This is a genomic window from Streptomyces sp. NPDC041124 (genome assembly GCF_055592385.1).
In genome coordinates, this window is record NZ_JBVIYR010000005.1 from 182,234 (window position 1) to 205,011 (window position 22,778).

The following is a 22,778-nucleotide window of genomic DNA, read 5'->3' on the forward strand; positions in this document are numbered from 1 at the left end:
GTCCGCCACGCCACCCGGCGCGACTAGGGCCGGACGGCCCTGATGACGGGCCCCGCCCGCCGGGTGCGGAACGGAATGTTCGACTCGCTCCTGCGGTGGAACCCTGGTCGCATGGGCAAGACCGCGCTGATCGTCATCGACATGATCAACACCTACGACCATCCGGACGCCGAGCAGCTGATCCCGTCCGCCGAGTCGGTCGTACCGGTCGTCTCGGGCCTGCTGGAGCGAGCACGGCGGCAGGACGTCCCGGTGATCTACGTCAACGACAACTTCGGCGAGTGGCGCTCCCACCACGGCGAGCTGCTCGACAAGGCCCTGTCGGGACCGCACGCGCACCTCGTGGAGCCGTTGCGGCCGGACGAATCCTCCCTCTTCGTGGTCAAGGCCCGGCACTCGGTCTTCTTCGAGACCCCGCTGGGCTACCTGCTCAACCAGCAGGGCATCGACCGGCTCGTGCTCTGCGGCCAGGTGACGGAGCAGTGCGTCCTCTACTCGGCGCTCGACGCGCACATCCGGCACCTCGACGTGATCGTCCCCCGGGACGCCGTCGCCCACATCCACGCCGATCTGGCGGACGCCGCGCTGCGGATGATGGAACGCAACATGGGGGCGCGGGTGTGTGCCGGCGGCGAACTGTGGAACTGACCCCCACGCCGCCCGGTCCGGGCGACACCGGCCCAGTGGGTTGTCCGCCCCTCCGGCGCCTCACGCCCCTGGCGAGGTGGGTGGACGGGGTGTCCGGTGCTCACGTGCCCGTGCCCGTGCCCGGCGGTGGTGCTTCGGCTGCCCGGAAAGGGGTACGCGGCAGCCATGCGGTTCCGTGATCGCCGGGAGGCCGGCCGGGAGCTGGCCGCACGGCTGCGGGAGAGGCAGGACGAGGGAGCCCTGCCCCACCCCGTCGTGCTGGCCCTGCCCCGGGGCGGTGTCGCCGTGGCCGCCGAGGTCGCGAAGACGCTCGGCGCGCCGCTCGACGTCCTCGTCGTACGGAAGGTCGGCGCCCCGTTCCACGAGGAGTTCGGGGTCGGTGCGATGGCCGGCGACGGCGTCCCGGTGTTCGACGACGACGCCCTGCGCGGGCTGGGCCTGAGCGAGTCCGACCTCGCGCCCGTCGTCGCCCGCGAGCGCCTCGAACTGCGCCGCCGGGAGCGGCTCTACCGTGAGGGCCGGCCCGCCCCCGGCGTGCGCGGACGGACCGTGATCGTCGTCGACGACGGGCTGGCGACCGGTTCCACCGCCCGGGCCGCGCTGCGCTCCCTGCGCGCCGGGGACCCCGGCCGGCTGGTGCTGGCCACCCCGGTCGGATCGTCCCAGGGCGTGGCGCTGATGCGTGCCGAGGCCGACGAGGTGGTGTGTCTGCACGAACCTGCCGCGTTCATGGCCGTGGGGCAGTGGTACGACGAGTTCGGCCAGCTGACCGACGAGGACGTCCTGCGGGCCCTGCGCGCCGGGCGGGCGTAGTCGCGCGGGTCGTTCTCGGACTCAGACGACGGCGTCCGCTCGCAGGGCCTCGATCTCCCCGGGGCCGTGGCCCAGTTCCGTCAGGATCGCGTCCGTGTGCTCGCCCACGGCGGGCACCGGGTCCATGCGTGCCGGCACTCCCGCGAGGTCGGCCGGCGGGAGCAGTGCCTCCACCGTCGCGCCCGGCACCGCCACCTCGCGCCGGCGGCCGCGGGCGGTGAGCACCGGATGGTCGAGGAAGGCGGCGATGTCGTTGACCCCGGCGCAGGCGATGCCGATCGACTCGAGTTCCTTCAGCAGGTCCTCCGCGTCGTCACGGGCGAACCGTTCCGCGATGACGGCGTTCAGCTCCTCCCGGTGCGCCACGCGGTCGGATCCGGTCGCGAACCGCGGATCGTCGGTCAGCTCCGGCCGGCCGAGGAACCGGGTGCACAGGGCCGCCCATTCGCGCTCGTTCTGGACGGAGAACAGCACCTCGCGGCCGTCGGCCGCCCGGTAGGTCCCGTAGGGGGCGATGGTGGCGTGCTGGGTGCCCAGACGCGGGGGCTGGCTGCCGCCGTAGCGGGTGTAGTAGGCGGGCTGGCCCATCCATTCGGCCAGTGCCTCGAGCAGGGACACCTCCACCGGGTGGACCGTACCGGTGGTGGCGCGGGTGTACAGGGCCGTCAGCACACCGCTGTACGCGTACATCCCGGCGGCGATGTCGGCGACGGAGATCCCGGTACGGGCGGTCTCCTCCGGCGTGCCGGTCAGGGACACCAGGCCCGTCTGGCACTGCATCAGCAGGTCGTAGGCCTTGCGGTCCGCCCACGGGCCGCTGGTGCCGTAGCCGGAGATCGTGCAGGGGATCAGCCGGGGGTAGCGGCGGGTGAGTTCCCCGGTCCCCAGGCCGAGCCGGCCGGCGGCGCCCGGTGCGAGGTTCTGGACGAACACGTCGGCGTCCGCGAGCAGCCGGTGCAGGATCGCGCGGCCCCGCGGGTCCTTCAGGTCGAGGGTGAGGGACTCCTTGGAGCGGTTGATCCACACGAAGTAGCTGGAGTGGCCGTGGACGGTGGTGTCGTAGCGCCGGGCGAAGTCGCCGTCGCCGGGCCGCTCCACCTTGATCACGCGTGCGCCGAGATCGGCGAGCTGACGGGTGGCGTAGGGCGCCGCCACCGCCTGCTCCACGCTGACCACCGTCACCCCGGACAAGGGGAGTCCCCGCACGTCCACGCCTCTCTGCAGGTCCCGGAACGCCGCTTGACGATTAGTACGGCCGGGGTCCCGGCCTGTCAACGGCCGTCCGGTCCGTTCACCGGCTTCACCGGCCGGACGGGGTGCCGACGGGCCGGCTGCGGGACACGACGCGCATGCCCCGTTCGTCGACCGCTCGGACCTGGAGGGAGCCGCAGCCGCAGCGGGTCCACACCGTGCTGCCCGTCGCGGTGCCGTGGCGGGAGACCACCTGGAACGGCTCGGCGTCGTCCGGCCACCCGCAGTACGGGCAGCGGGTGGCGGTCGTCCCCGTGGTGCCGGTGGTGCTGGTCATCGTGACTCCTCGGTTCCTGGCGTGCCTCGGTCGATGTGGGTCGTCGCGACACGGCCAGGGTGCGCCGCCGCATCCGTACACGTCCAGGTTGACTTTCTGCACGCCACCGTGAAGCTTGGACTACATGATTGATCTGCGCCGGCTGCACGTCCTCAGGGCGGTCGCCCACTACGGCACGGTCACCGCGGCGGCCCGGGCCCTGCACTTCACCCCGTCGGCGGCCTCCCAGCAGATTCGTCAGCTCGCGCGTGACCTGGACGTGGTCCTGCTGGAGCCGCAGGGGCGGGGAGTACGGCTCACCCCGGCCGCCGAGAGCCTGCTGGCGCACGCCGACGCCATCCAGGCGCGCTGGGACCAGGCGGAGCTGGACCTGCGGGCCGGCCGCGACGCCCCGGCGGGTGTGCTGCGCGTGACCGGGTTCCCGGTGGCCGTCTCGGTGCTGCTGGCGCCGATGGCCGCCCGGCTGCGCGAGCGTCATCCGCGCCTGTCGGTGCGGATCGCCGAGGCGAGGGTGGGGCAGAGTTTCGACCTGCTCTTCGAAGGGGCCGCCGATCTGGCGGTGGTCGAGGCCACGCCGCTCGATCCTCCACCGGGCGACGTCCGGTTCGACCGGCAGCCGCTGCTGGACGACCCGTTCGACCTGGTGGTCCCGGCCGGTCACCCGCTGGCCGGAGCCGGGCGGATCGACCTTGCCGAGGCGGCGCACGAGCCGTGGATCGCGCCGGCGCCGGAGATCCCCTGCCGGCTGCACGTCATGTCGGCCTGCGGTGCCGCCGGTTTCGCCCCGGACGTCGTCCACCACGCCCACGACTGGAACGCGATCGCCCATCTCGTCGCTCACGGACTCGGTGTCGCCCTGATCCCGCGCCTGGCCCGTCCGGCTCCGGACCTGCCGGTCGTCCGGGTGCCCTGTGCGGGCAACCCGCACCGCGCGCTGCTGACCTGCACCCGCGGCGGCGGCCACGCCCGCCCCGCGGTGGAGGCCGCACTGCGTGAACTGAGGGAGCTGGCGACGACCGCGGTCGCCTGAGCGCGGCGGACGCCCGGGCGCCGCCCCGCACTCGGGCGACCACGGTCTACCGTCCGGGCGCTCCCACGCGCAGACCGTCCATGACGAGATCCAGCAGCCGCGCGGCGCGCAGCCGCCAGTCGCCGGTGGGGTCGAGCAGCCACAGTCCGCCGATGGCGAGGACGAAGTCGTCCGCGGTCACGCCCGGGCGGATGGCTCCGGCCTCCTCGCAGGCGCGCAGCAGGACGTCGGCCGCCTCGGTCAGCGGATGGGGGGACGGCTTCCCGGGGCTGTCCGGGCCGCTGGTGGCCTGCCGGATGGCGTCGGCCAGTCCCGCCTTGGTCATGGCGAATCCGGCGAGCCGGTCCATCCACTCGCGCAGGGCCCGGTCCGGCTCCCGGGTCTCGAGCAACTGGGCCGCGCAGTCGGCGACCTGCCGCATCTCGTGCCGGTAGAGCTCCAGGACGAGTGCCTCACGGCTGGGGAAGTTCCGGTAGAACGTGCCCTGCCCGACGCCCGCCTTCCTGGCGATCACGCTCAACGGGGTGTCCGCCGAGCGCGTGAGCTCGGTCAGGGCCACTTCCAGGATGCGCTCGCGGTTGCGCTGCGCGTCCACGCGCTGGGGTGCGTCCTTCTGATGCCCCACTCGTCCTCCTCACGGGCCTGGCCGAAACCCGTCCTTGCTCAACCGGACAGCTGTCCACTACGTTTCCAGACACCGGACAGTTGTCCGCTTCGGGTCCATCGTATCGGCGGACGCGGACGGCCGCGGCTCGCCCCGGCGACCGGCGCCCGCGGCCCCCTTCCGCCCTCCCGCACGGCCCCGGACGCCCCGCGCTCCGTACCGCCCACCGCCACGTCACCGACTCGTCCGCCTTCCCGATCGCTGAAAGAAGGCCGCCCATGACACCCTCGACGTCCAGCACCGTCACCCTGAACATCAACGGCGAGAAGCACACGCTGTCCGTCGACCACCGCACCACCCTGCTCGACGCGCTGCGCGAGCGGCTCGACCTGACCGGCACCAAGAAGGGCTGCGACCAGGGACAGTGCGGTGCCTGCACGGTCCTGGTCGACGGCCGCCGCACGGTGTCCTGCCTGCAACTGGCCGTCGCCTCCGGCGAACGCGAGATCACCACCGTGGAGGGCCTCGCCGAAGGGGACCGGCTGCACCCCGTGCAGCAGGCCTTCCTCGACCTGGACGGCTTCCAGTGCGGCTACTGCACCCCCGGACAGATCTGTTCGGCCGTCGCCGTCATCGAGGAGCACGCCGCGGGCTGGCCCAGCGCCGTCACCGAGGACGTACGGCCGCAAGCGGCACCGCCACCGCTGACCCCCGCGGAGATCAGGGAGCGCATGAGCGGCAACCTGTGCCGCTGCGGCGCCTACGTCCAGATCGTCCAGGCCGTCGCCCGCGCCGCGGGCGGGAGCGGCGCCGAGTCCGAGGAGAGCACCGCATGAGGGAGTTCGACTACCGACGCGCCGACGACGTCACCGGCGCGGTGGCGTTGCTGGGCGCCGACCCCGAGGCCCGCTACCTCGGCGGCGGCACCAATCTCGTCGACCTGATGAAGACCGGCGTGGAACGTCCCACCCGGCTCGTCGACGTCCGCGCCCTCCCCCTGGACCGGATCGAAACGGCCGACGACGGCGGACTGCGGGTCGGCGCCACCGTCACCAACAGCGACCTCGCCGCGCACCCCGCGGTCCGCGAACGCTACCCCGCCCTCGCCCAGGCCGTGCTCTCCGGCGCCTCCGGGCAGCTGCGCACCATGGCCACCGTCGGCGGCAACCTGCTCCAGCGCACCCGCTGCGGCTACTTCGCCGACGTCACCCAACCCTGCAACAAGCGGGAACCCGGCAGCGGTTGCCCCGCCGTCGGGGGCGAGAACCACAACCACGCGGTCCTCGGCGCCTCCGATCACTGCGTGGCCGTCCACCCCTCCGACATGGGTGTCGCGCTCACCGCCTTCGACGCGGGCGTCGCCTACGAAACCGTCGACGGACCGGGGGAGTTGCCGCTGGCCGACTTCTACCTGCCGGTGGGGGACACCCCACACCGTGAGACCGCCCTGCCGCCCGGCGCGCTCATCACCCACATCACCCTCCCACCGGCGCGGATCGCCGCCCGCTCGCGCTACCGCAAGGTCCGCGAGAGGGCCTCGTACGCCTTCGCGATCGGCTCGGTCGCCGCCGCCGTCGACGTGTCGGACGGTGTCGTGTGCGACGCGCGCCTCGCCTTCGGCGCGGTCGCCTCCAGGCCCTGGCGGGCCCGGCTCGCCGAACGCGTCCTGACCGGCGCCCCGGCCACCGCGGAGTACTTCGCCGCGGCCGCGGACGCCGAACTCGCGGCCGCCAGGCCGCTGCCCGGCAACCGCTACAAGGTGACCCTCATGCGCAACCTCGTGGTGGCCGTGCTGTCCGAACTCGCCGAGGAGGCCTCCCGATGACCACCGCCACGAGCGGCGCCACGACGACGGGCGCCGTCGGCACCGCGCACACCCGCGTCGAAGGCCGCGACAAGGTCACCGGCGCGGCCCGCTACGCCGGCGAGATCCCCTTCGCCGGCCTCGCGCACGGCCGCCTCGTGCTCTCCACCGTCGCCCGCGGCCGGATCGTGTCGGTGGAGACCGGCCCCGTCCTCGACATGCCGGGCGTGCTCGCCGTCCTGCACCACGGCAACGCCCCGCGGCTCGAGACGGACTACGTCGGCATGATGGGCGTGCCGCCCGACCCGACCGCCGCGGTCTTCCAGAACGACCGCGTCCCGCACGCCGGGTGGCCCGTCGCCCTCGTCGTCGCGGAGACGTCCGAGCAGGCCCGGGAGGCCGCCGAGGCCCTCACCGTCACCTATGAGCGGGAAGCGCACGACATCGCGTTCTCCGCCGGCCGCACCGACGCCCACCCGGCGGACGGACACATGCCCGCCGTGACGGAGAAGGGCGACCTGGAGGCCGAACTCGCCGCCGCCGCCCACGTGGTGGACGAGGAGTACGTCACGCCCGAAGAGCACCACGCCATGATGGAACCGCACGCGGCGACCGCCCTGTGGGACGGCGGACGGCTGGAACTCGTCGACTCCAACCAGGGCACCACCTGGGTGGCCGACGAACTGGTGCGGATGTTCTCCCTGGACGCGTCCGCCGTGCGGGTGCGCTCCGACCACATCGGCGGCGGCTTCGGCAGCAAGGGACTCCGGGCCCACCAGGTGTCCGCGGTGATGGCCGCCACCGAGCTGCGGCGGCCGGTCCGCGTCGTCCTGACCCGCCGGCAGATGTTCTCGCTCACCGGCTACCGCAGCCCCACCGTCCAGCGGGTCCGGCTCGGCGCCGGCCCCGACGGCCGGCTGCGCGCCCTGGAGCACCGCTCGCTCAACCAGACCTCCACGGTCTGGGAGTTCGTCGAACCGGCCGCCGGCGTGGCGCGGGCCCTGTACGACGCCCCCGCCCACCGCACGGAGAACCAGGTGGTCCGGCTGAACGTCCCTTCCCCGACCTGGATGCGCGCACCGGGCGAGGCGCCGGGGTCGTTCGCGATGGAGGCCGCGCTGGACGAACTGGCCGAGCGGTGCGGGGTGGACCCGATCGAGCTGCGGCTGCGCAACGAGCCGGAGCTGGGGCCGGTCTCCGGGCTGCCGTTCGCCGGCCGCAACCTCGCCGCCTGCTTCCGCGAGGGCGCCCGCCGCTTCGGCTGGGCCGGCCGCGATCCGCGCCCCGGGGTGCGGCGCGAGGGGCGCCTGCTGGTCGGCACGGGCACGGCGGCGGCCTCCTTCCCGGCCGGCGCCATGCCGTCCACGGCAGCGGTCACCGCGGAGGCGGACGGCACCTTCACCGTGCGGATCTCGGCCGCCGACATCGGCACCGGGGCCCGTACGGCGCTCACCCTGGTCGCCGCCGACGCGCTGCGGGTGCCGGTCGACCGGGTCCGGGTGCACATCGGCGACAGCGACTTCGGCCCGTCCGGGATCGCGGGCGGCTCCATGGGCACCCGTTCCTGGGCCTGGGCGGTCACGGCCGCCGCCGGGGAGCTGCGGGAGCGGCTCGTTCCGGGCGGCGCCGTGCCGCCGGAGGGCATCACCGTGCGCTCCGACACCACCGAGGCCCTCGGCGCCCTCGCGCAGAAGGAGCGGCACTCCTACGGGGCGCAGTTCGCCGAGGTCGCCGTGGACGCCGGCACCGGCGAGGTGCGGGTGCGGCGGATGCTCGGCATCTTCGCCGCGGGCCGGATCGTCAACCCGCTCACCGCCCGCGGCCAGCTGATCGGCGGCATGACCTGGGGCATCTCCATGGCACTGCACGAGGAGGCGGTGCGCGACAGCGCCTCGGGCGGTCTCTACGGCGGCGACCTGGCCGCGTACCACGTAGCGAGCCACGCCGACGTGCCGGCCGTCGAGGCGGACTGGGTGGACGATCAGGACCCCGACGACCCGGTCGGGATCAAGGGCATCGGCGAGGTCGGCATCGTGGGCGCGGCGGCGGCCGTCGCCAACGCGGTCTGGCACGCGACCGGAGTGCGCCACCGGCGGCTGCCCATCCGTCCGGACCGGGTGCTGCAGGCGGGAGGGCCCCGTGTTTGACATCGCCGGCGACCTGCGCCGCTGGCTGGCCGAGGGCCGGGAGTTCGCCGTGGCCACGGTGGTGGCCGTGCGCGGCAGTGCCCCGCGCGGGCCCGGTGCCGCGCTCGCCGTCGACAGGGAGGGCACGGCGGTCGGCTCCGTCTCCGGCGGTTGCGTGGAGGGGGCGGTGTACGAGCTGTGCGTCCGGGCGCTGGAGGACGGCGAGACCCGTGTGGAGCGCTTCGGCTACAGCGACGAGGACGCCTTCGCCGTGGGTCTGACCTGCGGTGGGGTGATCGACATCCTGGTCACCCCGGTGCTCGCGCGGGCCGCGTCCCGGGGCGTGCTGCGGGCGGCGCTGTCGGCCGCCGGCGGGGGAGGGCCGGGTGCCCTGGTGCGGGTCGTCGAGGGTCCGCCGGACCTTCTCGGCGGAGCTCTCCTGGTGCGCCAGGACGGGACGTACGAGGGCGGTCTGGGCGGTCCCGGGGAGCTGGACCGGTCGGCAGCCGGTGCGGCCGGGGCCCTGCTGGACGCCGGCCGCACGGGGACGGTCGCCGTAGCGGCGGGAGGGGAGCTCGGGGGCGGCTCCCTGTGCCCGGGTGGTGTCCGCCTGTTCGTCGAATCCTCGCTGCCGCCGCCCCGCATGATCGTCTTCGGCGCGATCGACTTCGCGGCGGCGCTCGTGCGGGCGGGCAGGTTCCTCGGCTACCGGGTCACGGTCTGTGACGCCCGGCCGGTCTTCGCCACCCCGGCCCGTTTCCCAGAGGCGGACGAAGTCGTGGTCGACTGGCCGCACCGCTATCTGCGCGACACCGCGACCGACGCGCGCACGGTCCTGTGCGTCCTCACCCACGACGCCAAGTTCGACGTACCGCTGCTGAAGGTGGCCCTCGGGCTGCCGGTGGCGTTCGTCGGCGCGATGGGCTCCCGCCGCACCCACGCCGACCGCGCGCTGCGCCTGCGCGAGGCGGGCGTGGGGGAGGGGGAACTGGCCCGCCTGCGCTCCCCGATCGGCCTCGACCTGGGCGCCCGCACCCCGGAGGAGACGGCCCTGTCCATCGCGGCGGAGATCGTCGCCTGCCGCCGCGGCGGCACGGGCGTCCCGCTGACGGACTCGGGGACGCCGATCCACCACGACGGACGGGACACCGCGGCGGCGGCCTGAACTCCGCCGGGGCCCCCGCCCGGACACGGCCGGGGGCCCCGGAGTGCCGCCGGCGCCCCGGCACCGTCACCGCCCGCCGGCGCGACGCCGGCGGGCGGTGGATGCGGGATCAGGAGCGCGTGCCGTGGCCCTTCGGGGTGGGTCAGGCGGCCGTCGGCTGGTCGAGCAGGACCTGCAGGCGGGTGATGACGTCGGTCAGCTGCTCGGTGACCTCGGTGTCGTCGGCCGGGTGGGTCTCGGCGAAACGGGTCACCGAGCCGGGGATGGACAGCTTGATGTCCTCGATGACCTTGCCGCCGGCGATGCCCACGGCCTTGCGGGCCTCGTCCTGCGCCCAGACGCCGCCGTACTGGCCGAAGGCGGTGCCGACGACGACGACCGGCTTGCCGCCGATGGCGCCGGCGCCGAACGGGCGGGAGAGCCAGTCGATGGCGTTCTTCAGCACGGCCGGGATCGTGCCGTTGTACTCGGGTGTGAAGAGCAGCAGCGCGTCGGCCTCGGCGGCGGTCTCGCGCAGCTTGGCGGCGGCGGCCGGGACGCTGCCCTCGACGTCGATGTCCTCGTTGTAGAACGGGATCTCCGCCAGCCCCTCGTAGAGGGCCACCTCGGTGCCGGCGGGCGCGAGCTTGACCGCGGCCTCGGCGAGCTGGCGGTTGTGCGAACCGGAGCGAAGGCTGCCGACGAGGGCGAGGATGCGAACAGACATGACGTAACTCCTGGAGGGCTGAAAGCTCGGGCACGACAATCGGACCGGGGTCCGGTTTGCAGTTGTAGCACTCCAACCGGACCCCGGTCCAGTTTCTTCCCGATGCTTTACGCTGGCTTCATGTCCGCCGCGACGCCGCATGCCCCGAAACCCCAGGAGCCCGTCGAGCCACAGGAGTTGTTCCAGCTCGGCGCCGGCGCCGACGAGCCGTGCCTGCGCGCCGACGCCGCACGCAACCGCGCCCGGCTGCTGGAGGCCGCCGCGCGTCTCGTCGCCGAGCGCGGGGCCGACGGCATCACCATGGAGGAGGTGGCGGCGGCCGCCCGCGTGGGCAAGGGGACGGTCTTCCGCCGCTTCGGCGACCGCACCGGGCTGCTCAACGCCCTGCTCGACCACTCCGAGAAGAAGTTCCAGGCCGCCTTCCTCAGCGGCCCCCCGCCGCTCGGCCCGGGAGCGCCCCCCGTCGAGCGGCTGCGGGCGTTCGGTCTCGCCATGCTCCGCCGCACCGCGGACGAACTGGAACTGCAACTGGCCGCCGAGGCGGACGCCGGACGCCGCTACACCGGGGCCCCGCGCCGCGTGCTGCGCCACCACGTCACCCTGCTCCTGCGCGAGGTGGTCCCGGACGCGGACTGCGAGCTCCTGGCCTACACGCTGATGGCCCAGCTCGACCCCGCCCTGGTCCACCATCTGGTCCGCCAGTGCGGCCTACCGCCCGAGCGGCTGGAAGCCGCGTGGGCCGACCTGGTCGACCGGGTCACGGGCTCCGCCGCCGCGCGCTGACGGCCCGGCGCGAACCCTGCCGGGGAGTCCCAACTCACCCGGCGCCAAGCCCCGTTGCCGCTTCTGCGAGGATGCGGTACGTCATGGTGCAGATATCGAACCCGCCCGCGCCCGCGTCCCCCGCACCGACGCGCTCCGTACCCACGAGCGCCGATGTGGCCCGCCTGGCCGGCGTCTCGCGCGCGACCGTCTCCTACGTCTTGAACAACGCCGGCGCCGTGCGGATCAGCGAACCCACCCGGCGCCGGGTCCGCGAGGCCGCGAGGGAACTCGGATACGTGCCGCACGCCGCGGCCCGCAGCCTGCGCGCGGGACACAGCCGTATGGTCCTGATGCCCGCGCCCGCCTTCCCGGTGGGTCCCCTCTACAGCCAGTTCATCAACGACCTCCAGGGCGCCCTCGCCCGCCTCGACTACACGGTCGTGCAGTACGGCACCGTCGGCCTGCACGACGACGAGGCCGCCCGTGCCTGGGCGGAGCTGCGGCCGGTGGCGGTGCTGGTCCCCGGCTCCGGGCTCGGCCCGCGCGGCGTCGACGTGCTCAAGCGCTCCGGGGCACGGGCCGTCGTGACGCTCGGCCCCGAGTCAGTGGATGGGGCGCACGCCCTGCTCATGGACCACGACGTGGTCGGTCACAGTGCCGGCGCGCACCTCTTCGACCGCGGCTGCCGCAGGATCGGCGTGGTCGTCCCGCGCGAGCCCGGCCTGGAGGCGTTCGCCGCGCCCCGCCTGGCCGGTGTGCGTGCCGCCCTGCGCGGGACCGACGCGACGGTCGTGGAACTGCCGTTGGCGCACGACGAGGGGGCCGCCGCCCGGCTCGCGGCCCGCTGGCGCGGTCTCGGCCTCGACGGCGTGTTCACGTACAACGACGAGTACGCGATGCTGCTGATGCGCGCGCTCCAGGACGAGGGCGTCCGCGTCCCCGAGGAGACGGCCGTGGTCGGCGCCGACAACCTGATGCTGGGCAGGCTGCTGCGGCCCCGGCTGAGCACCGTCCACCTCGAACTGCCGACCGGCCGTGAACTGGCCGAGCTGGTCGACCGCGCGGTGCGCGACCCGGACGCGGCACCCGAGGCGCACAAGGTGCTCGGGGCGTCGGTGGTGCGGCGCGAGTCCGGCTGACGCCACGGGCGCGGCGGGCCTGCGACGTGAGCGCGAGCCCTCCGCGCGTTGCGTGTCAGGCGCTCGCGTCGGGCGCCTGACCCTGCTGCGCCTGCTGCTCGGCGATCTGCTTGCGCACGTCGTCCATGTCCAGCTTGCGGGCCTGCCCGATGACGTCCGTCAGCGCGGCCTCCGGCAGCGCACCCGGCTGGGCGAACACGGCCACCTGGTCACGCACGATCATCAGCGTGGGGATCGACTGGATACCGAAGGCCGCGGCCAGCTCCGGCTGCGCCTCCGTGTCCACCTTGCCGAAGACCAGGTCCGGGTTCTCCTCCGCCGCCTTCTCGTACACGGGTGCGAACTGCCGGCAGGGCCCGCACCAGGCCGCCCAGAAGTCGATCAGCACGAACTCGTTGTCCGTGACCGTCTGGTCGAAGTTCTCCTTGGTGAGCTCAACGGTGCTGCTCATGGCGTGTTTCCCTCTTCCTGGTGTGGGCTCGGGCCTCGGCACAACACGGCCGGCCGGTCGCGTATTCCGCGCCCCTACCCATGTGGTCACGGGGCACACCACCCACCAGACTGATGCCATGACGGAAACGCAACCGACGCAACTGGAAGCAGCCGCCTACGACGTCGTGGTGCTCGGAGCCGGGCCCGTGGGCGAGAACGTCGCCGACCGCACCCGCGCCGCCGGGCTCACCACCGCGGTCGTGGAGGGCGAACTGGTCGGCGGCGAGTGCTCCTACTGGGCGTGCTCCCCCAGCAAGGCGCTGCTCCGCCCGGTCATCACCCGGGCGGACGCCCGTCGCACCCCCGGTCTGAAACAGGCGGTCCAGGGGCCCCTCGACACGGCCGCCGTGCTCGCCCACCGCGACGAGTACGCCTCCCACTGGAAGGACGACGGCCAGGTCCAGTGGCTGGACGGCACCGGAGCCGACCTGTACCGCGGCCACGGACGGCTCACCGGCCCGCGCACCGTCACCGTCACCGGCTCCGACGGCGAGGAGCGCGTCCTCACCGCCCGGCACGCCGTCGCCGTCTGCACCGGCAGCCGGGCCAAGCTGCCCGACCTGCCCGGACTCGCCGAGGTCAGGCCCTGGACCAGCCGGGAGGCCACCAGCGCCCCGTCGGTCCCCGGCCGGCTCGTCGTGGTCGGCGGCGGCGTCGTCGCCACCGAGATGGCCTGCGCCTGGCAGGCGCTCGGCTCCCGGGTCACCCTCCTCGTCCGCGGCGGGGGGCTGCTGGAGCGCATGGAGCCCTTCGCCGGGGAGATGGTCGCCGAAGCGCTCACCGAGGCCGGCGCGGAGATCCGCACCGGCACCTCCGTGAAGTCCGTGACCAGGGAGAACGGCACCGTCCACGTGGTCACCGACGGCGGTGAGCTGATCGAGGCCGACGAGATCCTCTTCGCCACCGGCCGCGCCCCGCGCACCGACGACATCGGCCTGGAGACGATCGGCCTGGAGCCCGGCTCCTGGCTCACCGTCGACGACACCCTCCGCGTCACCGGCCACGACTGGCTGTACGCCGTCGGCGACGCCAACCACCGTGCCCTCCTCACCCACCAGGGCAAGTACCAGGCGAGGATCGCGGGCGCCGCCATCGCCTGCCGGGCGGCGGGAGAGCCCGTGCACGCGGAGGAGTGGGGCGCGCACGCCGCCACCGCCGACCACGCCACCGTGCCCCAGGTGGTCTTCACCGACCCCGAGGCGGCCGCCGTCGGCCTCTCCCTGGCGGAGGCGGAACGGGCGGGCCACCGCGTCCGTGCCGTCGACGTCGACCTCTCCTCCGTCGCCGGCGCGAACCTGTACGTCGACGGCTACCAGGGCCGTGCCCGCATGGTCGTCGACCTCGAGGACGAGATCCTGCGCGGCCTCACCCTCGTCGGACCGGGCGTCGGCGAACTCATCCACGCGGCGACCGTCGCGGTCGCCGGCCGGGTCCCGATCGACCGCCTGTGGCACGCGGTCCCGTCGTACCCGACGATCAGTGAGGTGTGGCTGCGCCTGCTGGAGGCGTACCGGGACGCGTGAACCGGCCGGCGGCGGCCCGGTGCGCCGTCACGCCGCCGGGGCTCACCGCGACCGGCCCCGGGGCTCACCGCGACGGGCCCCGGGGACCGGCCCTAGGGAAGGTCGAATCCCAATGCTCGCGCCGCCCGTTCCGGCGTCGGCTGCGGCCAGTGCTCCGCCGCGGCCTGATGGGTGGAGAGCGAGCGCGGTTCGGCCCGGTCCAGGTACAGGGTGCCGTCGAGGTGGTCCGTCTCGTGCTGGACGATCCGGGCGGGCCAGCCGTCGAACACCTCGTCCAGCGCCCGCCCGTGCTCGTCCTGCCCGGTCAGCCGCACCCGCGCGGCCCGCGCCACCACCGCCTGGTACCCCGGCACGCTCAGACACCCTTCGAAGAACGCGGCCAGCCCGGTGCCGACCGGCTCGTACGCCGGATTGACCAGGACCCGGAACGGCTGCGGGACCCGCCCGCGCACCAGGCGCACCTCCTCCGGGACGGGCGCGGGGTCCTCGATCACCGCGATCCGCAGCGCCACCCCGACCTGCGGCGCGGCCAAGCCGACTCCCGGCGCCGCGCGCATGGTGACGCGCAGCGCCTGCACGAACCGGGCCAGCAGGGACGACCCCAACTGCCCGTCGTACGGCTCGGTCCCGCTCCGCAGCACCGGGTCACCGGCCGCGACGATGGGCAACGGCCCCTCGACGGCCAGCAGTTGCTCGATCCGCTCGGCCAAGGGTGCGCGGGTGTCCGGAATTTCCATGCCGTCAGGATCGCACGCGCACCGCTTGTGGCGCAGGTCACAGCCCCTCCCCGGGAACCCGGCGTCCCGCCGGCTCGACTACTGCACCGCCATGCCCGCTCAGACGCCCCCGGGAGAACCCCACCGATGACCGCCGCTCCCTCGGCCACCACGGACGAGGCCCCCCGACCCCCCGCACCCGCAGCCGCGAGGAAGGGCGCGTGGGCCGGCCTGCGCCCGCTCGTCCTGCGCCTGCACTTCTACGCGGGCGTGGTGGTGGCACCGTTCCTCCTCGTCGCCGCCCTCACCGGCCTGCTCTACGCCGCCTCCTTCCAGGCCGAGAGGATCGTCTACGACCACGAGCTGACCGTCCCCGCCGGCGACCGCGCGCTCCCGGTCTCCGAACAGGTCGCCGCCGCCCGCAAGGCCCACCCCGACGGCACGATCGCCGCCGTGCGCCCCTCAGCCGAGTCGGACGCGACCACCAGGGTGATGCTGTCCGGCATACCGGGCGTCGACCCCGACCACACGCTGGCCGTGTTCGTCGACCCCTACACCGGGGAGGTGCGCGGCGAGCTGGAACAGTACGGCTCCTCGGGCGCGTTGCCCCTGCGCACCTGGGTCGACGAGTTCCACCGCGATCTGCACCTCGGTGAAACCGGCCGTCTCTACAGCGAGTTCGCGGCCAGCTGGCTGTGGGTGATCGCGGGTGGCGGCCTGGTGCTGTGGTTCTCCCGCCGCCGTGCCCTGCGCAAGGTGCGCGGCACCGCCGGCCGGCGCCGCACGCTGGGTCTGCACGGCGGTGTGGGCGCCTGGGCCGCGATCGGCTTCGTCTTCCTCTCGGCGACCGGACTCACCTGGTCCACCTACGCCGGCGCGAACATCGGCGACCTGCGCACCTCACTCGGCCAGGAAACCCCCTCGGTGTCGGCCGCTGCGGGCGGCGAGCACGCGGGCCACGGACCGGCCGCCGGTCCCGCGGGCGACGCGGCGCACGGAGTGGGCCTGGACGAGGTGTTCGCGGCCGCACGGGCCGAGGGCCTGGACGACCCGGTGGAGATCGTGCCGCCCGCCGACGAGGCCTCCGCCTACGTCGTGAGGCAGGTCCAGCGCAGCTGGCCCGAGAAGCAGGACTCCGTCGCCGTCGACCCCGCCACCGGCGAGGTCACCGACGTCCTGCGCTTCGCCGACTACCCGGTCCTCGCCAAACTGACCCGCTGGGGCATCGACCTGCACACCGGCAGCCTGTTCGGCCTGCCCAACCAGATCGCGCTGATGGCGCTCGCCTCGGCCCTGATCCTGCTGATCCTGTGGGGCTACCGCATGTGGTGGCAGCGCGGCCGGGGTTCCGCCTTCGGGCGGCCGGTGCCGCGGGGAGCATGGCAGCAGGTGCCGCCGTACGTCCTCGTCCCGCTGCTGGCGCTGATCGCCGTCCTGGGCTACTTCGTCCCCCTGCTCGGCGTTCCCCTGGCGGTGTTCCTCGCCGTCGACATCGTGCTCGGCGAGATCGCCCACCGGCGCGGGCGGCGTACGTACGGAGGCGGCCCGGCGGTGCGGTGACGGCTGGGCGCGGCGCCGCCGGTCCCGCGTGCGTGTGGCCCGGCCCCGAAACGGGAGCCGGGCCACCCCCGGCGGGCTACTCCTCGTCGAACTCGCCGCCCAGCGCGGCGGCGATGCGCAGATGCGGGCGGGCCTCCGCGTCGCGCCCCTGCCGCTGGAGGGTGCGCCCGAGCATCAGCCGGGCGTAGTGCTCCACCGGGTCGCGCTCCACGATCACCTTCAACTCGGCTTCCGCACGACGCAGTTGGGCCGAGTGGTAATAGGCGCGCGCCAGCAGGAGCCGCGGGCCGGTCTGCTCCGGCACCTCCTCGACCAGGGAGTCCAGGACGCGCGCGGCGGCGGTGTAGTCCTTGGCGTCGAAGAACATCCCGGCACGCTCCCAGCGCTCGGCCGGCGTTCCGTGGTCGTAGTACCTGGTGTCCACTCGTGTCCTCCTTCGAGGCCGACAACGGACCCGGGTGCCGCGGTATTCCGCCGCCCCGCACCGCCGGCCGAGGCCGGCGGTCCCGCGTCGGCCCGCTCCGAGCCGATGGGTCACAGGTCCCGGACCTGACTGGACGAAAAATCCAGACGCTGGACGTGTAGTCCACGTAGGGTGTCCGGTGGAGAAGGGGGAGGTGCTCATGGAGACCGGACCGGCACGGGACGCCCAGCGGGACGCGATCCTCGCCGCGATGCTGCCCGTCGTCGACGGGATCGCGGCGACGTTCGGACCGCTGTGCGAGGTGGTGCTGCACGATTACCGGCGTCCGGAGGGGTCGGTGGTCGCCGTGGCCGGGTCGGTGACCGGGCGGACGGTGGGCGGGGCGATGAGCGAGATCGGCATGCGGGTGCTCGCCCGCGGCGACGAGGCCGCCGACGAGCTCAACTACCTCACCAGAACCGGCGACGGCACACTCGTGAAGTCCTCCACGATGGTGCTGCGGGACCCCACGGGAGCCGTGTTCGGCGCCCTGTGCGTCAACCTCGACGTCACCGCCGTGGGGGAGGCGCACGCGCTGCTCGGCGCGCTCGCCGGCCTCGGCACCGGGCCGGCGGAACCACCGACGACCACCTTCGGCGACGACATCGACTCCGTGGTCGGGGCCATCGTCGACGACCACCGGTCGCGCCTGCACCGCGGCTGGGCCCAGCTCGACCGCGAGGAGCGCCTGCTGCTCTTCCGGGACCTGGACGCGCGCGGTGTCTTCGCCGTGCGGCGGGCGGTCGAGCAGGTCGCCGGCCGGCTCGGCATCTCCCGTGCCTCGGCGTACAGCTACCTCTCCCGCTCCAGGACGACCGCCGACCCGACCGACACCGGAGGCACCGCGTGACGACCACCACCCCGCCGATCACCCTCGACGACGTCCGTTCCGCCGCGGCACGCCTCGAAGGCGTCGCCCACCGCACCCCCGTCCTGCGCTCCCGCACCCTGGACGCGCTCGTCGGCGCCGAGGTCCACCTCAAGTGCGAGAACTTCCAGCGCGTCGGCGCGTTCAAGTTCCGCGGCGCCTACAACGCCGCATCCCGGCTCGCTCCCGACCAGTTGTCCCGGGGCATCGCCGCCTACTCCTCCGGCAACCACGCGCAGGCCGTCGCCCTGGCCGCCCGGGAACTCGGCACCACCGCCGTCGTCGTCATGCCCGAGGACGCCCCGCCGTCGAAGCGGGCGGCCACCGAGGGGTACGGGGCGGAGGTCGTCACCTACGACCGGTACACCGGCGACCGGGTGGCCGTCGCCGAGGCCCTCGCCGCCGAGCGGGGACTGGCCCTCGTCCCGCCCTACGAGCACCCGCACGTGATGGCGGGGCAGGGCACGGCGGCCCTCGAACTCATCGAAGCGGCGGGGGAGCTCGGCGCCCTGCTCGCACCGGTCGGCGGCGGTGGACTGATCGCCGGAAGCGCCACCGCCGTCAAGGGCCTGTACCCCGCCACCCGGGTCATCGGCGTCGAACCCGAGACCGGCGACGACACCAAGAGGTCCCTGGAGGCGGGCCGGCGCGTCACCGTCCCCGTCCCGCGCACCATCGCCGACGGCCAGGCCCTGCACACCCCGGGCGAACTGACCTTCTCGGTCAACCGGCGCCTCCTCGACGGGATCGTGCTGGTCGGGGACGACGAGATCAGGGAGGCGATGCGGTTCGCCTTCGAGCGCCTGAAGATCGTGCTGGAGCCCAGCGGAGCCACCCCGCTCGCCGCGCTGCTCACCGGTCGCGCGGGCCCGCTCCCGCCCCGGGTCGGCGTGATCCTCTCCGGGGGCAACGTCGACGCCGAGCGGTTCGCCCGGCTCTGCGGCCCGGCCGTCTGACGGCCGGCAGGACGGAATCCACCCGAATGGCGGCCCCGAGTGGTCGGACGGAGGATGAAGTGGTGGGGGGAAGCGGAAGGGAGCAGGGGCATGCTCGAGGTCAAGATGTTGGAGAAGCCCGATGAGCGACGCGATTTCCCGAGGGGGTATCTCGAAGCCGTCCACATGACGGGGCTGGACTTCGCCGTGGCCACCTTCGAGCCGGGGTGGCGCTGGTCCGAGTCCGTCGGCCCGATCGCCGGGACGGAGAGCTGCCAGATCCACCACAACTGCTGCGTGGTCCAGGGACGTCTGCGCATCCGGATGGACGACGGCGCCGAGGGCGAGGTCGGTCCGGGGGACGTCTTCGTCTGCACCCCGGGACACGACGCGTGGGTCGTCGGGGACGAACGGGTCGTGCTGTACGACTTCGCGGGCGTCATGGCCGAGAAGTACGCCAAGGCCGACCAGCGTATGACGCGGTAGCGAAGGTGCGTCTTCTCCGAGCTGAGCGGGTGGCCCCACCGGGTTGAGCCCAGCGCAGACGGGGACCTGTCCCCGCTGCGTGTTAGCCTCCTCCATGAAAACGGGGACAGGTCCCCGTTCGAGGGGGAGGCGTGTTCGGGACGGGATTGGTGCTGGGCGGGGGCGGGCTGACCGCCTACGCCTGGGAGACCGGAATACTGGCGGGACTGGCGAAGGCCGGAGCGGACCTCACCGGCGCCGGAGTGCTGGCCGGTACCTCGGCGGGCTCGCTGCTCGCACTGGATCTGGCGGCGGGAGCGGCACCGGCCGACCTGTACGAGGAGCAGGTCGGCGGCGAGCGCGTCCTGCTCGACGTGGACTTCACGCTGGGCATGACGGTCAGGTACCTGTGGGCCGCCCTCGGTTCACGCGACCCGGAGAAGGTGGTCGAACGGCTGGGACGACTCGCCCTGTCGGTGCGCGGTGTCTCCGAAGCCGATGTGTGCGACGTGATCCGCCCTCACCTGCCCGTCCGTCAATGGCCGGAGCGGCCCCTGCGGTTCTTCGCCACGGACGCGCTCACCGGCCGGACCGAGGGCTTCCACGCAGGCAGCGGCGTCGGCCTGCTGCGGGCCCTGGCGGCCACCTGCGCCCTGCCGCCCCTGTTCCCGCCGGTCACGATCGGCGACGGGCGCTGGATGGACGGTGGCGTGCGCTCCACCACCAACGCGGACCTGGTGGACGACTGCCGGCGGGTCGTGGTCCTGGCCCCGGTCCCCAAGGGGCCCGGAGCGAGCCCGAGCGCCGTCGACCAGGTGGCCGCGCTGACCGCGGGTGGCGTCCGTGCCGTGCTCCTGGTGCCCGACCGGCAGGCACGCCGGGCCTTCGGCACCAACGCCCTGGACCCGTCCCGTGTCCCGGAAGCGGCCCGTGCGGGATTCCGACAGGCCGCCGAGTACGCGGACCGGGTCCGTACCGTATGGAACGGCTGAAGGGGCCGGGTGGATCGCCCGGTCAGCGGCCGCGTGGAGCCCCCGCAGCGCCGGGGGCGACCCCGGCGTCGTACGGGGGCCCCGACCGGGAGGCACGCCGGGGCCCGGTGACGGCGCCCGGGGCCCCTCGCGCGGCTCCGGGGCCCGAGCGGAACTCCGGCAGGCCCGCCGCGTCCCACGGCCGACGAGCGGTCGCCCCAGGACGGCCGGATCACACCGGCAGCAGTCGTCCCACCAGTGCGTCGAGCTGGCGTACGGTGCGGCACTCGTACATGTCCACCAGCTCCGCGTACTCGGGGGCCGCGGAGTCGCCGGTGCCCCAGCGGGAGCGCTGCTCGGGATTCAGCCAGTGGATCCGCCGGGCGCGGCGGGACAGTTCGCGTACGGCCGGCAGGTTCGGGTCGGCCCTGTTGGTGCGGGCGTCACCGAGGACGAACACCGTGGTGCGCGATCCCACGGCATCGGCGTACCGTCGCGTGAACCCGCCCAGCGCCGTGCCGTAGTCGCTGCTGCCGTGCCAGCCGGTGAGGGCCGCCTCGGCCCGGATGCGCGCGCCCAGACCCTCCGGATCGGCGGCGCCGTGCACCAGGAGACCGGTCACCTCGTCGATCCGGTTGACGAAGGCGAACACGCGCACCTTGGAGAACTGGTCGTGCAGCGCCTGCACCAGCAGCATCGTGAAGTCGGAGAACCCGGACACCGAGCCCGACACGTCGCACAGCAGCACCAGTTCGGGCCGGGCGGGCCGTCGCCGGCGCAGCACGGGCCGCATCGGCACCCCTCCGGTCGACAGCGAGCCGCGCAGCGTCCGCCGCAGGTCGATGCTGCCGCGCGCGGCCCTGCGGCGGCGGGCCGCCAGCCGGGTCGCCAGCTTCCGGGCCAGGGGCTGCACCGTCCGGCGCAGTTCGGCCAGCCGGTCCTTCCCGGCGAACAGGAAGTCGACGCGGTCGGCGCTCGGGGCCACCGCCCGCCGGGCGACCTCGTCCCGGCCGCGCCGTTCCGCCACCCGGCGCCGCGCCTCCGCGGCCACCATCCGCCGGAACTCCTCGATGCGCCGCCGGATCTCGTCCTCCAGCAGCCGGTCGCCGAACCCCTCCGCCCCGTCCCGCCCCCGCGCCTCGTCCCGCACCCGGGCCAGCAGCGTCTGCGGACGCAGCCGGTCCAGCGTCTGGTACGACGACCAGCCGTCCGACCCCGGTGAACTCCCGTATCCGCCGAAGCCGTCGACCGCCTCCACCGCCAACCGGGCCAGGAGAGCGCTGTCGTTGTCGGCGAGGGCCGCCGCCAGCCGCTCGCGCAGATGGTCCCGGTCCGCCGGCCCGCCCTCCGGCACCCCGACCATGCGCGGGAAGTACAGGTCGAAGACCGCGTCGAACACCGGGCGCTGGGCGGTGCCGTGCAGCAGGGTCGCCGCCAGCCCCTCCCGCAGCAGCTCCCGGTCGGCGAGCCCCAGCGCCTCCACCGCCCGGGCCGCGTCCACACTCTCGCTGGTGCCGACGCGCAGGCCGTGGACGCGGAGCGCGTCGACCAGGCCGGTCAGCCGGGCGGCGAGATCCGGATCCGCGAGCGCGTTCACCGGGCGTCCAGGTCGAGGTCGGCCGCCGCCTTCTGGATGTCGTCCTGGTGCTTGAGGATCACGCCCAGGGTGTCGCGCACGACCGTCTCGTCCAGCGTGCCGGTGCCCAGGGCCAGCAGAGTGCGGGCCCAGTCGACGGTCTCCGCGACCGACGGAGCCTTCCGCAGGTCCATCGCCCGCAGCGCACCCACCACCCGGACGACGGACTCGGCCAGCGCCGCGTCGATGCCCGGCACCCTCAGCCGCACGATCCGCCGCTCCAGCTCCGCGTCGGGGAAGCCGATGTGCAGGAACAGGCAGCGGCGGCGCAGCGCCTCGGACAGCTCCCGGGTCGCGTTGGAGGTGAGGACCACGAACGGCCGACGGGTCGCGGTGACGGTGCCCAGCTCCGGAACGGTGACCTGGAAGTCGCTGAGCACCTCGAGGAGCAGCCCCTCGACCTCCACGTCCGCCTTGTCGGTCTCGTCGATCAGCAGCACCTTGGCGTCGTCGCCGCGGATCGCGGTGAGCAGCGGACGGGGCAGCAGGAACTCCTCGCCGAAGATGTCGGTGCGCGCCTCGTCCCACGTCTCGTCCTTGCCGGCGCTGATCCGCAGCAACTGCTTGGCGTGGTTCCACTCGTACAGCGCCCGCGACTCGTCCACGCCCTCGTAGCACTGGAGCCGGACCAGCCGGGCCCCGGCGACCTGGGCGACGGCCTTGGCGAGCTCGGTCTTGCCGACCCCCGCCGGCCCTTCCACCAGCAGCGGCTTGCCGAGACGGTCGGCGAGGAAGACGGTCGTGGCGACCGCGGGCGACGCCAGGTATCCGGTCTCGGCGAGTCGCGCGGAGACGTCGTCGACAGAAGTGAACAACAGGGT

The 22,778-nt window shown here is 74.1% G+C and carries 24 protein-coding genes; 15 read left to right on the forward strand and 9 right to left on the reverse strand.

Going from position 1 to position 22,778, the window contains the following annotated elements; all coding sequences use genetic code 11:
- Nucleotides 1–111: 111 nt before the first annotated feature.
- Together ACZ6A9_RS15670 and ACZ6A9_RS15675 are read left to right on the forward strand one after the other, a co-directional pair.
- Nucleotides 112–648 carry a cysteine hydrolase family protein gene (locus ACZ6A9_RS15670; protein ID WP_468984955.1) on the forward strand — a complete coding sequence of 179 codons (537 nt, stop codon included), beginning with the start codon at nucleotides 112–114 and terminating at the stop codon, nucleotides 646–648.
- 165 nt (nucleotides 649–813) lie between these two features.
- The gene (locus tag ACZ6A9_RS15675) at nucleotides 814–1,461 is read left to right on the forward strand and encodes a phosphoribosyltransferase (protein ID WP_468984957.1); all 648 of its coding nucleotides are present in this window, start codon (nucleotides 814–816) and stop codon (nucleotides 1,459–1,461) included.
- Nucleotides 1,462–1,482: 21 nt separating this feature from the next.
- On the opposite strand, the gene ACZ6A9_RS15680 is transcribed toward ACZ6A9_RS15675, so the two are convergent.
- Both ACZ6A9_RS15680 and ACZ6A9_RS15685 read right to left on the reverse strand, forming a co-directional pair.
- Nucleotides 1,483–2,673: a CaiB/BaiF CoA transferase family protein gene (locus tag ACZ6A9_RS15680; protein WP_468984959.1), complete on the reverse strand. Its 1,191-nt coding sequence runs from the start codon at nucleotides 2,671–2,673 to the stop codon at nucleotides 1,483–1,485.
- A gap of 88 nt (nucleotides 2,674–2,761) precedes the next feature.
- Nucleotides 2,762–2,989, reverse strand: a complete 228-nt coding sequence (locus ACZ6A9_RS15685) for a hypothetical protein (protein ID WP_468984961.1) — start codon at nucleotides 2,987–2,989, stop codon at nucleotides 2,762–2,764.
- Between the two features lie 124 nt (nucleotides 2,990–3,113).
- On the opposite strand from ACZ6A9_RS15685, the gene ACZ6A9_RS15690 reads away from it, so the two are divergent.
- Nucleotides 3,114–4,019 carry a LysR family transcriptional regulator gene (locus ACZ6A9_RS15690; RefSeq protein ID WP_468984963.1) on the forward strand — a complete coding sequence of 302 codons (906 nt, stop codon included), beginning with the start codon at nucleotides 3,114–3,116 and terminating at the stop codon, nucleotides 4,017–4,019.
- A 46-nt stretch (nucleotides 4,020–4,065) separates the two neighbouring features.
- Here the strand turns inward: ACZ6A9_RS15690 and ACZ6A9_RS15695 are convergent, their stop codons facing one another.
- Complete coding sequence (locus ACZ6A9_RS15695; RefSeq protein ID WP_468984965.1) at nucleotides 4,066–4,644, reverse strand: TetR/AcrR family transcriptional regulator; 579 nt, start codon at nucleotides 4,642–4,644, stop codon at nucleotides 4,066–4,068.
- Between the two features lie 257 nt (nucleotides 4,645–4,901).
- Between ACZ6A9_RS15695 and ACZ6A9_RS15700 the strand changes: the two genes are divergently transcribed.
- Genes ACZ6A9_RS15700 through ACZ6A9_RS15715 form a run of 4 tightly spaced genes read left to right on the forward strand, consistent with a single transcriptional unit; the run spans nucleotide 4,902 to nucleotide 9,718 of the window.
- Nucleotides 4,902–5,459 (forward strand): (2Fe-2S)-binding protein, encoded by a 558-nt coding sequence (locus ACZ6A9_RS15700; protein ID WP_468984968.1) that lies wholly within the window; start codon nucleotides 4,902–4,904, stop codon nucleotides 5,457–5,459.
- A complete protein-coding gene (locus ACZ6A9_RS15705; protein WP_468984971.1) occupies nucleotides 5,456–6,448 on the forward strand; it encodes an FAD binding domain-containing protein in 993 nt (330 codons plus the stop codon). Before ACZ6A9_RS15700 ends, ACZ6A9_RS15705 begins: the two co-directional genes overlap by 4 nt.
- Nucleotides 6,445–8,574, forward strand: a complete 2,130-nt coding sequence (locus tag ACZ6A9_RS15710) for a xanthine dehydrogenase family protein molybdopterin-binding subunit (RefSeq protein WP_468984974.1) — start codon at nucleotides 6,445–6,447, stop codon at nucleotides 8,572–8,574. Before ACZ6A9_RS15705 ends, ACZ6A9_RS15710 begins: the two co-directional genes overlap by 4 nt.
- Nucleotides 8,567–9,718 carry an XdhC family protein gene (locus ACZ6A9_RS15715; RefSeq protein WP_468984976.1) on the forward strand — a complete coding sequence of 384 codons (1,152 nt, stop codon included), beginning with the start codon at nucleotides 8,567–8,569 and terminating at the stop codon, nucleotides 9,716–9,718. The genes ACZ6A9_RS15710 and ACZ6A9_RS15715 overlap by 8 nt, the downstream gene beginning before the upstream one ends.
- 142 nt (nucleotides 9,719–9,860) lie before the next feature.
- Here ACZ6A9_RS15715 and ACZ6A9_RS15720 read toward each other — a convergent pair whose 3' ends face one another.
- The gene (locus tag ACZ6A9_RS15720; protein ID WP_468984978.1) at nucleotides 9,861–10,424 is read right to left on the reverse strand and encodes an NADPH-dependent FMN reductase; all 564 of its coding nucleotides are present in this window, start codon (nucleotides 10,422–10,424) and stop codon (nucleotides 9,861–9,863) included.
- 120 nt (nucleotides 10,425–10,544) lie between these two features.
- Between ACZ6A9_RS15720 and ACZ6A9_RS15725 the strand changes: the two genes are divergently transcribed.
- Nucleotides 10,545–11,207 carry a TetR/AcrR family transcriptional regulator gene (locus ACZ6A9_RS15725; protein ID WP_468984981.1) on the forward strand — a complete coding sequence of 221 codons (663 nt, stop codon included), beginning with the start codon at nucleotides 10,545–10,547 and terminating at the stop codon, nucleotides 11,205–11,207.
- An 83-nt stretch (nucleotides 11,208–11,290) separates the two neighbouring features.
- Nucleotides 11,291–12,328 (forward strand): LacI family DNA-binding transcriptional regulator, encoded by a 1,038-nt coding sequence (locus tag ACZ6A9_RS15730; protein ID WP_468984985.1) that lies wholly within the window; start codon nucleotides 11,291–11,293, stop codon nucleotides 12,326–12,328.
- A gap of 55 nt (nucleotides 12,329–12,383) precedes the next feature.
- Here the strand turns inward: ACZ6A9_RS15730 and trxA are convergent, their stop codons facing one another.
- Complete coding sequence (gene trxA / locus ACZ6A9_RS15735; RefSeq protein ID WP_468984988.1) at nucleotides 12,384–12,779, reverse strand: thioredoxin; 396 nt, start codon at nucleotides 12,777–12,779, stop codon at nucleotides 12,384–12,386.
- A 118-nt stretch (nucleotides 12,780–12,897) separates the two neighbouring features.
- Between trxA and ACZ6A9_RS15740 the strand changes: the two genes are divergently transcribed.
- Nucleotides 12,898–14,343 (forward strand): dihydrolipoyl dehydrogenase family protein, encoded by a 1,446-nt coding sequence (locus ACZ6A9_RS15740; protein WP_468984991.1) that lies wholly within the window; start codon nucleotides 12,898–12,900, stop codon nucleotides 14,341–14,343.
- Between the two features lie 92 nt (nucleotides 14,344–14,435).
- Here ACZ6A9_RS15740 and ACZ6A9_RS15745 read toward each other — a convergent pair whose 3' ends face one another.
- Nucleotides 14,436–15,080 (reverse strand): peptide deformylase, encoded by a 645-nt coding sequence (locus tag ACZ6A9_RS15745; RefSeq protein WP_468984993.1) that lies wholly within the window; start codon nucleotides 15,078–15,080, stop codon nucleotides 14,436–14,438.
- Nucleotides 15,081–15,206: 126 nt separating this feature from the next.
- Between ACZ6A9_RS15745 and ACZ6A9_RS15750 the strand changes: the two genes are divergently transcribed.
- Complete coding sequence (locus tag ACZ6A9_RS15750; protein WP_468984995.1) at nucleotides 15,207–16,619, forward strand: PepSY-associated TM helix domain-containing protein; 1,413 nt, start codon at nucleotides 15,207–15,209, stop codon at nucleotides 16,617–16,619.
- Nucleotides 16,620–16,695: 76 nt separating this feature from the next.
- Here ACZ6A9_RS15750 and ACZ6A9_RS15755 read toward each other — a convergent pair whose 3' ends face one another.
- Nucleotides 16,696–17,043 carry a tetratricopeptide repeat protein gene (locus tag ACZ6A9_RS15755; protein WP_468984997.1) on the reverse strand — a complete coding sequence of 116 codons (348 nt, stop codon included), beginning with the start codon at nucleotides 17,041–17,043 and terminating at the stop codon, nucleotides 16,696–16,698.
- A 199-nt stretch (nucleotides 17,044–17,242) separates the two neighbouring features.
- On the opposite strand from ACZ6A9_RS15755, the gene ACZ6A9_RS15760 reads away from it, so the two are divergent.
- The 4 genes from ACZ6A9_RS15760 to ACZ6A9_RS15775 all read left to right on the forward strand — a co-directional run bounded on the left by ACZ6A9_RS15760 (nucleotide 17,243) and on the right by ACZ6A9_RS15775 (nucleotide 20,342).
- On the forward strand, nucleotides 17,243–17,932 hold the full coding sequence (locus tag ACZ6A9_RS15760) for a helix-turn-helix transcriptional regulator (protein WP_468985000.1): 690 nt from the start codon (nucleotides 17,243–17,245) through the stop codon (nucleotides 17,930–17,932).
- Nucleotides 17,929–18,906 (forward strand): pyridoxal-phosphate dependent enzyme, encoded by a 978-nt coding sequence (locus ACZ6A9_RS15765; RefSeq protein WP_468985002.1) that lies wholly within the window; start codon nucleotides 17,929–17,931, stop codon nucleotides 18,904–18,906. Before ACZ6A9_RS15760 ends, ACZ6A9_RS15765 begins: the two co-directional genes overlap by 4 nt.
- Before the next feature lie 90 nt (nucleotides 18,907–18,996).
- Nucleotides 18,997–19,371 (forward strand): cupin domain-containing protein, encoded by a 375-nt coding sequence (locus ACZ6A9_RS15770; RefSeq protein WP_468985005.1) that lies wholly within the window; start codon nucleotides 18,997–18,999, stop codon nucleotides 19,369–19,371.
- Nucleotides 19,372–19,502: 131 nt separating this feature from the next.
- Nucleotides 19,503–20,342 carry a patatin-like phospholipase family protein gene (locus ACZ6A9_RS15775; protein WP_468985008.1) on the forward strand — a complete coding sequence of 280 codons (840 nt, stop codon included), beginning with the start codon at nucleotides 19,503–19,505 and terminating at the stop codon, nucleotides 20,340–20,342.
- A gap of 211 nt (nucleotides 20,343–20,553) precedes the next feature.
- Here the strand turns inward: ACZ6A9_RS15775 and ACZ6A9_RS15780 are convergent, their stop codons facing one another.
- Together ACZ6A9_RS15780 and ACZ6A9_RS15785 are read right to left on the reverse strand one after the other, a co-directional pair.
- On the reverse strand, nucleotides 20,554–21,918 hold the full coding sequence (locus ACZ6A9_RS15780) for a vWA domain-containing protein (protein WP_468985010.1): 1,365 nt from the start codon (nucleotides 21,916–21,918) through the stop codon (nucleotides 20,554–20,556).
- A complete protein-coding gene (locus ACZ6A9_RS15785) occupies nucleotides 21,915–22,772 on the reverse strand; it encodes an AAA family ATPase (protein WP_468985013.1) in 858 nt (285 codons plus the stop codon). The genes ACZ6A9_RS15780 and ACZ6A9_RS15785 overlap by 4 nt, the downstream gene beginning before the upstream one ends.
- Nucleotides 22,773–22,778 lie beyond the last annotated feature (6 nt).

What these genes read in the sequence shown, in the direction of transcription:
- ACZ6A9_RS15770 (WP_468985005.1), top strand. Translation starts at nt 18,997, where the DNA reads ATGCTCGAGGTCAAGATGTTGGAGAAGCCCGATGAGCGACGCGATTTC.
- trxA (WP_468984988.1), bottom strand. Translation starts at nt 12,779, where the DNA reads ATGAGCAGCACCGTTGAGCTCACCAAGGAGAACTTCGACCAGACGGTC.
- ACZ6A9_RS15710 (WP_468984974.1), top strand. Translation starts at nt 6,445, where the DNA reads ATGACCACCGCCACGAGCGGCGCCACGACGACGGGCGCCGTCGGCACC.
- ACZ6A9_RS15750 (WP_468984995.1), top strand. Translation starts at nt 15,207, where the DNA reads ATGACCGCCGCTCCCTCGGCCACCACGGACGAGGCCCCCCGACCCCCC.
- ACZ6A9_RS15700 (WP_468984968.1), top strand. Translation starts at nt 4,902, where the DNA reads ATGACACCCTCGACGTCCAGCACCGTCACCCTGAACATCAACGGCGAG.
- ACZ6A9_RS15685 (WP_468984961.1), bottom strand. Translation starts at nt 2,989, where the DNA reads ATGACCAGCACCACCGGCACCACGGGGACGACCGCCACCCGCTGCCCG.
- ACZ6A9_RS15725 (WP_468984981.1), top strand. Translation starts at nt 10,545, where the DNA reads ATGTCCGCCGCGACGCCGCATGCCCCGAAACCCCAGGAGCCCGTCGAG.
- ACZ6A9_RS15730 (WP_468984985.1), top strand. Translation starts at nt 11,291, where the DNA reads ATGGTGCAGATATCGAACCCGCCCGCGCCCGCGTCCCCCGCACCGACG.
- ACZ6A9_RS15745 (WP_468984993.1), bottom strand. Translation starts at nt 15,080, where the DNA reads ATGGAAATTCCGGACACCCGCGCACCCTTGGCCGAGCGGATCGAGCAA.
- ACZ6A9_RS15760 (WP_468985000.1), top strand. Translation starts at nt 17,243, where the DNA reads ATGGAGACCGGACCGGCACGGGACGCCCAGCGGGACGCGATCCTCGCC.
- ACZ6A9_RS15670 (WP_468984955.1), top strand. Translation starts at nt 112, where the DNA reads ATGGGCAAGACCGCGCTGATCGTCATCGACATGATCAACACCTACGAC.
- ACZ6A9_RS15690 (WP_468984963.1), top strand. Translation starts at nt 3,114, where the DNA reads ATGATTGATCTGCGCCGGCTGCACGTCCTCAGGGCGGTCGCCCACTAC.
- ACZ6A9_RS15675 (WP_468984957.1), top strand. Translation starts at nt 814, where the DNA reads ATGCGGTTCCGTGATCGCCGGGAGGCCGGCCGGGAGCTGGCCGCACGG.
- ACZ6A9_RS15705 (WP_468984971.1), top strand. Translation starts at nt 5,456, where the DNA reads ATGAGGGAGTTCGACTACCGACGCGCCGACGACGTCACCGGCGCGGTG.
- ACZ6A9_RS15740 (WP_468984991.1), top strand. Translation starts at nt 12,898, where the DNA reads ATGACGGAAACGCAACCGACGCAACTGGAAGCAGCCGCCTACGACGTC.
- ACZ6A9_RS15720 (WP_468984978.1), bottom strand. Translation starts at nt 10,424, where the DNA reads ATGTCTGTTCGCATCCTCGCCCTCGTCGGCAGCCTTCGCTCCGGTTCG.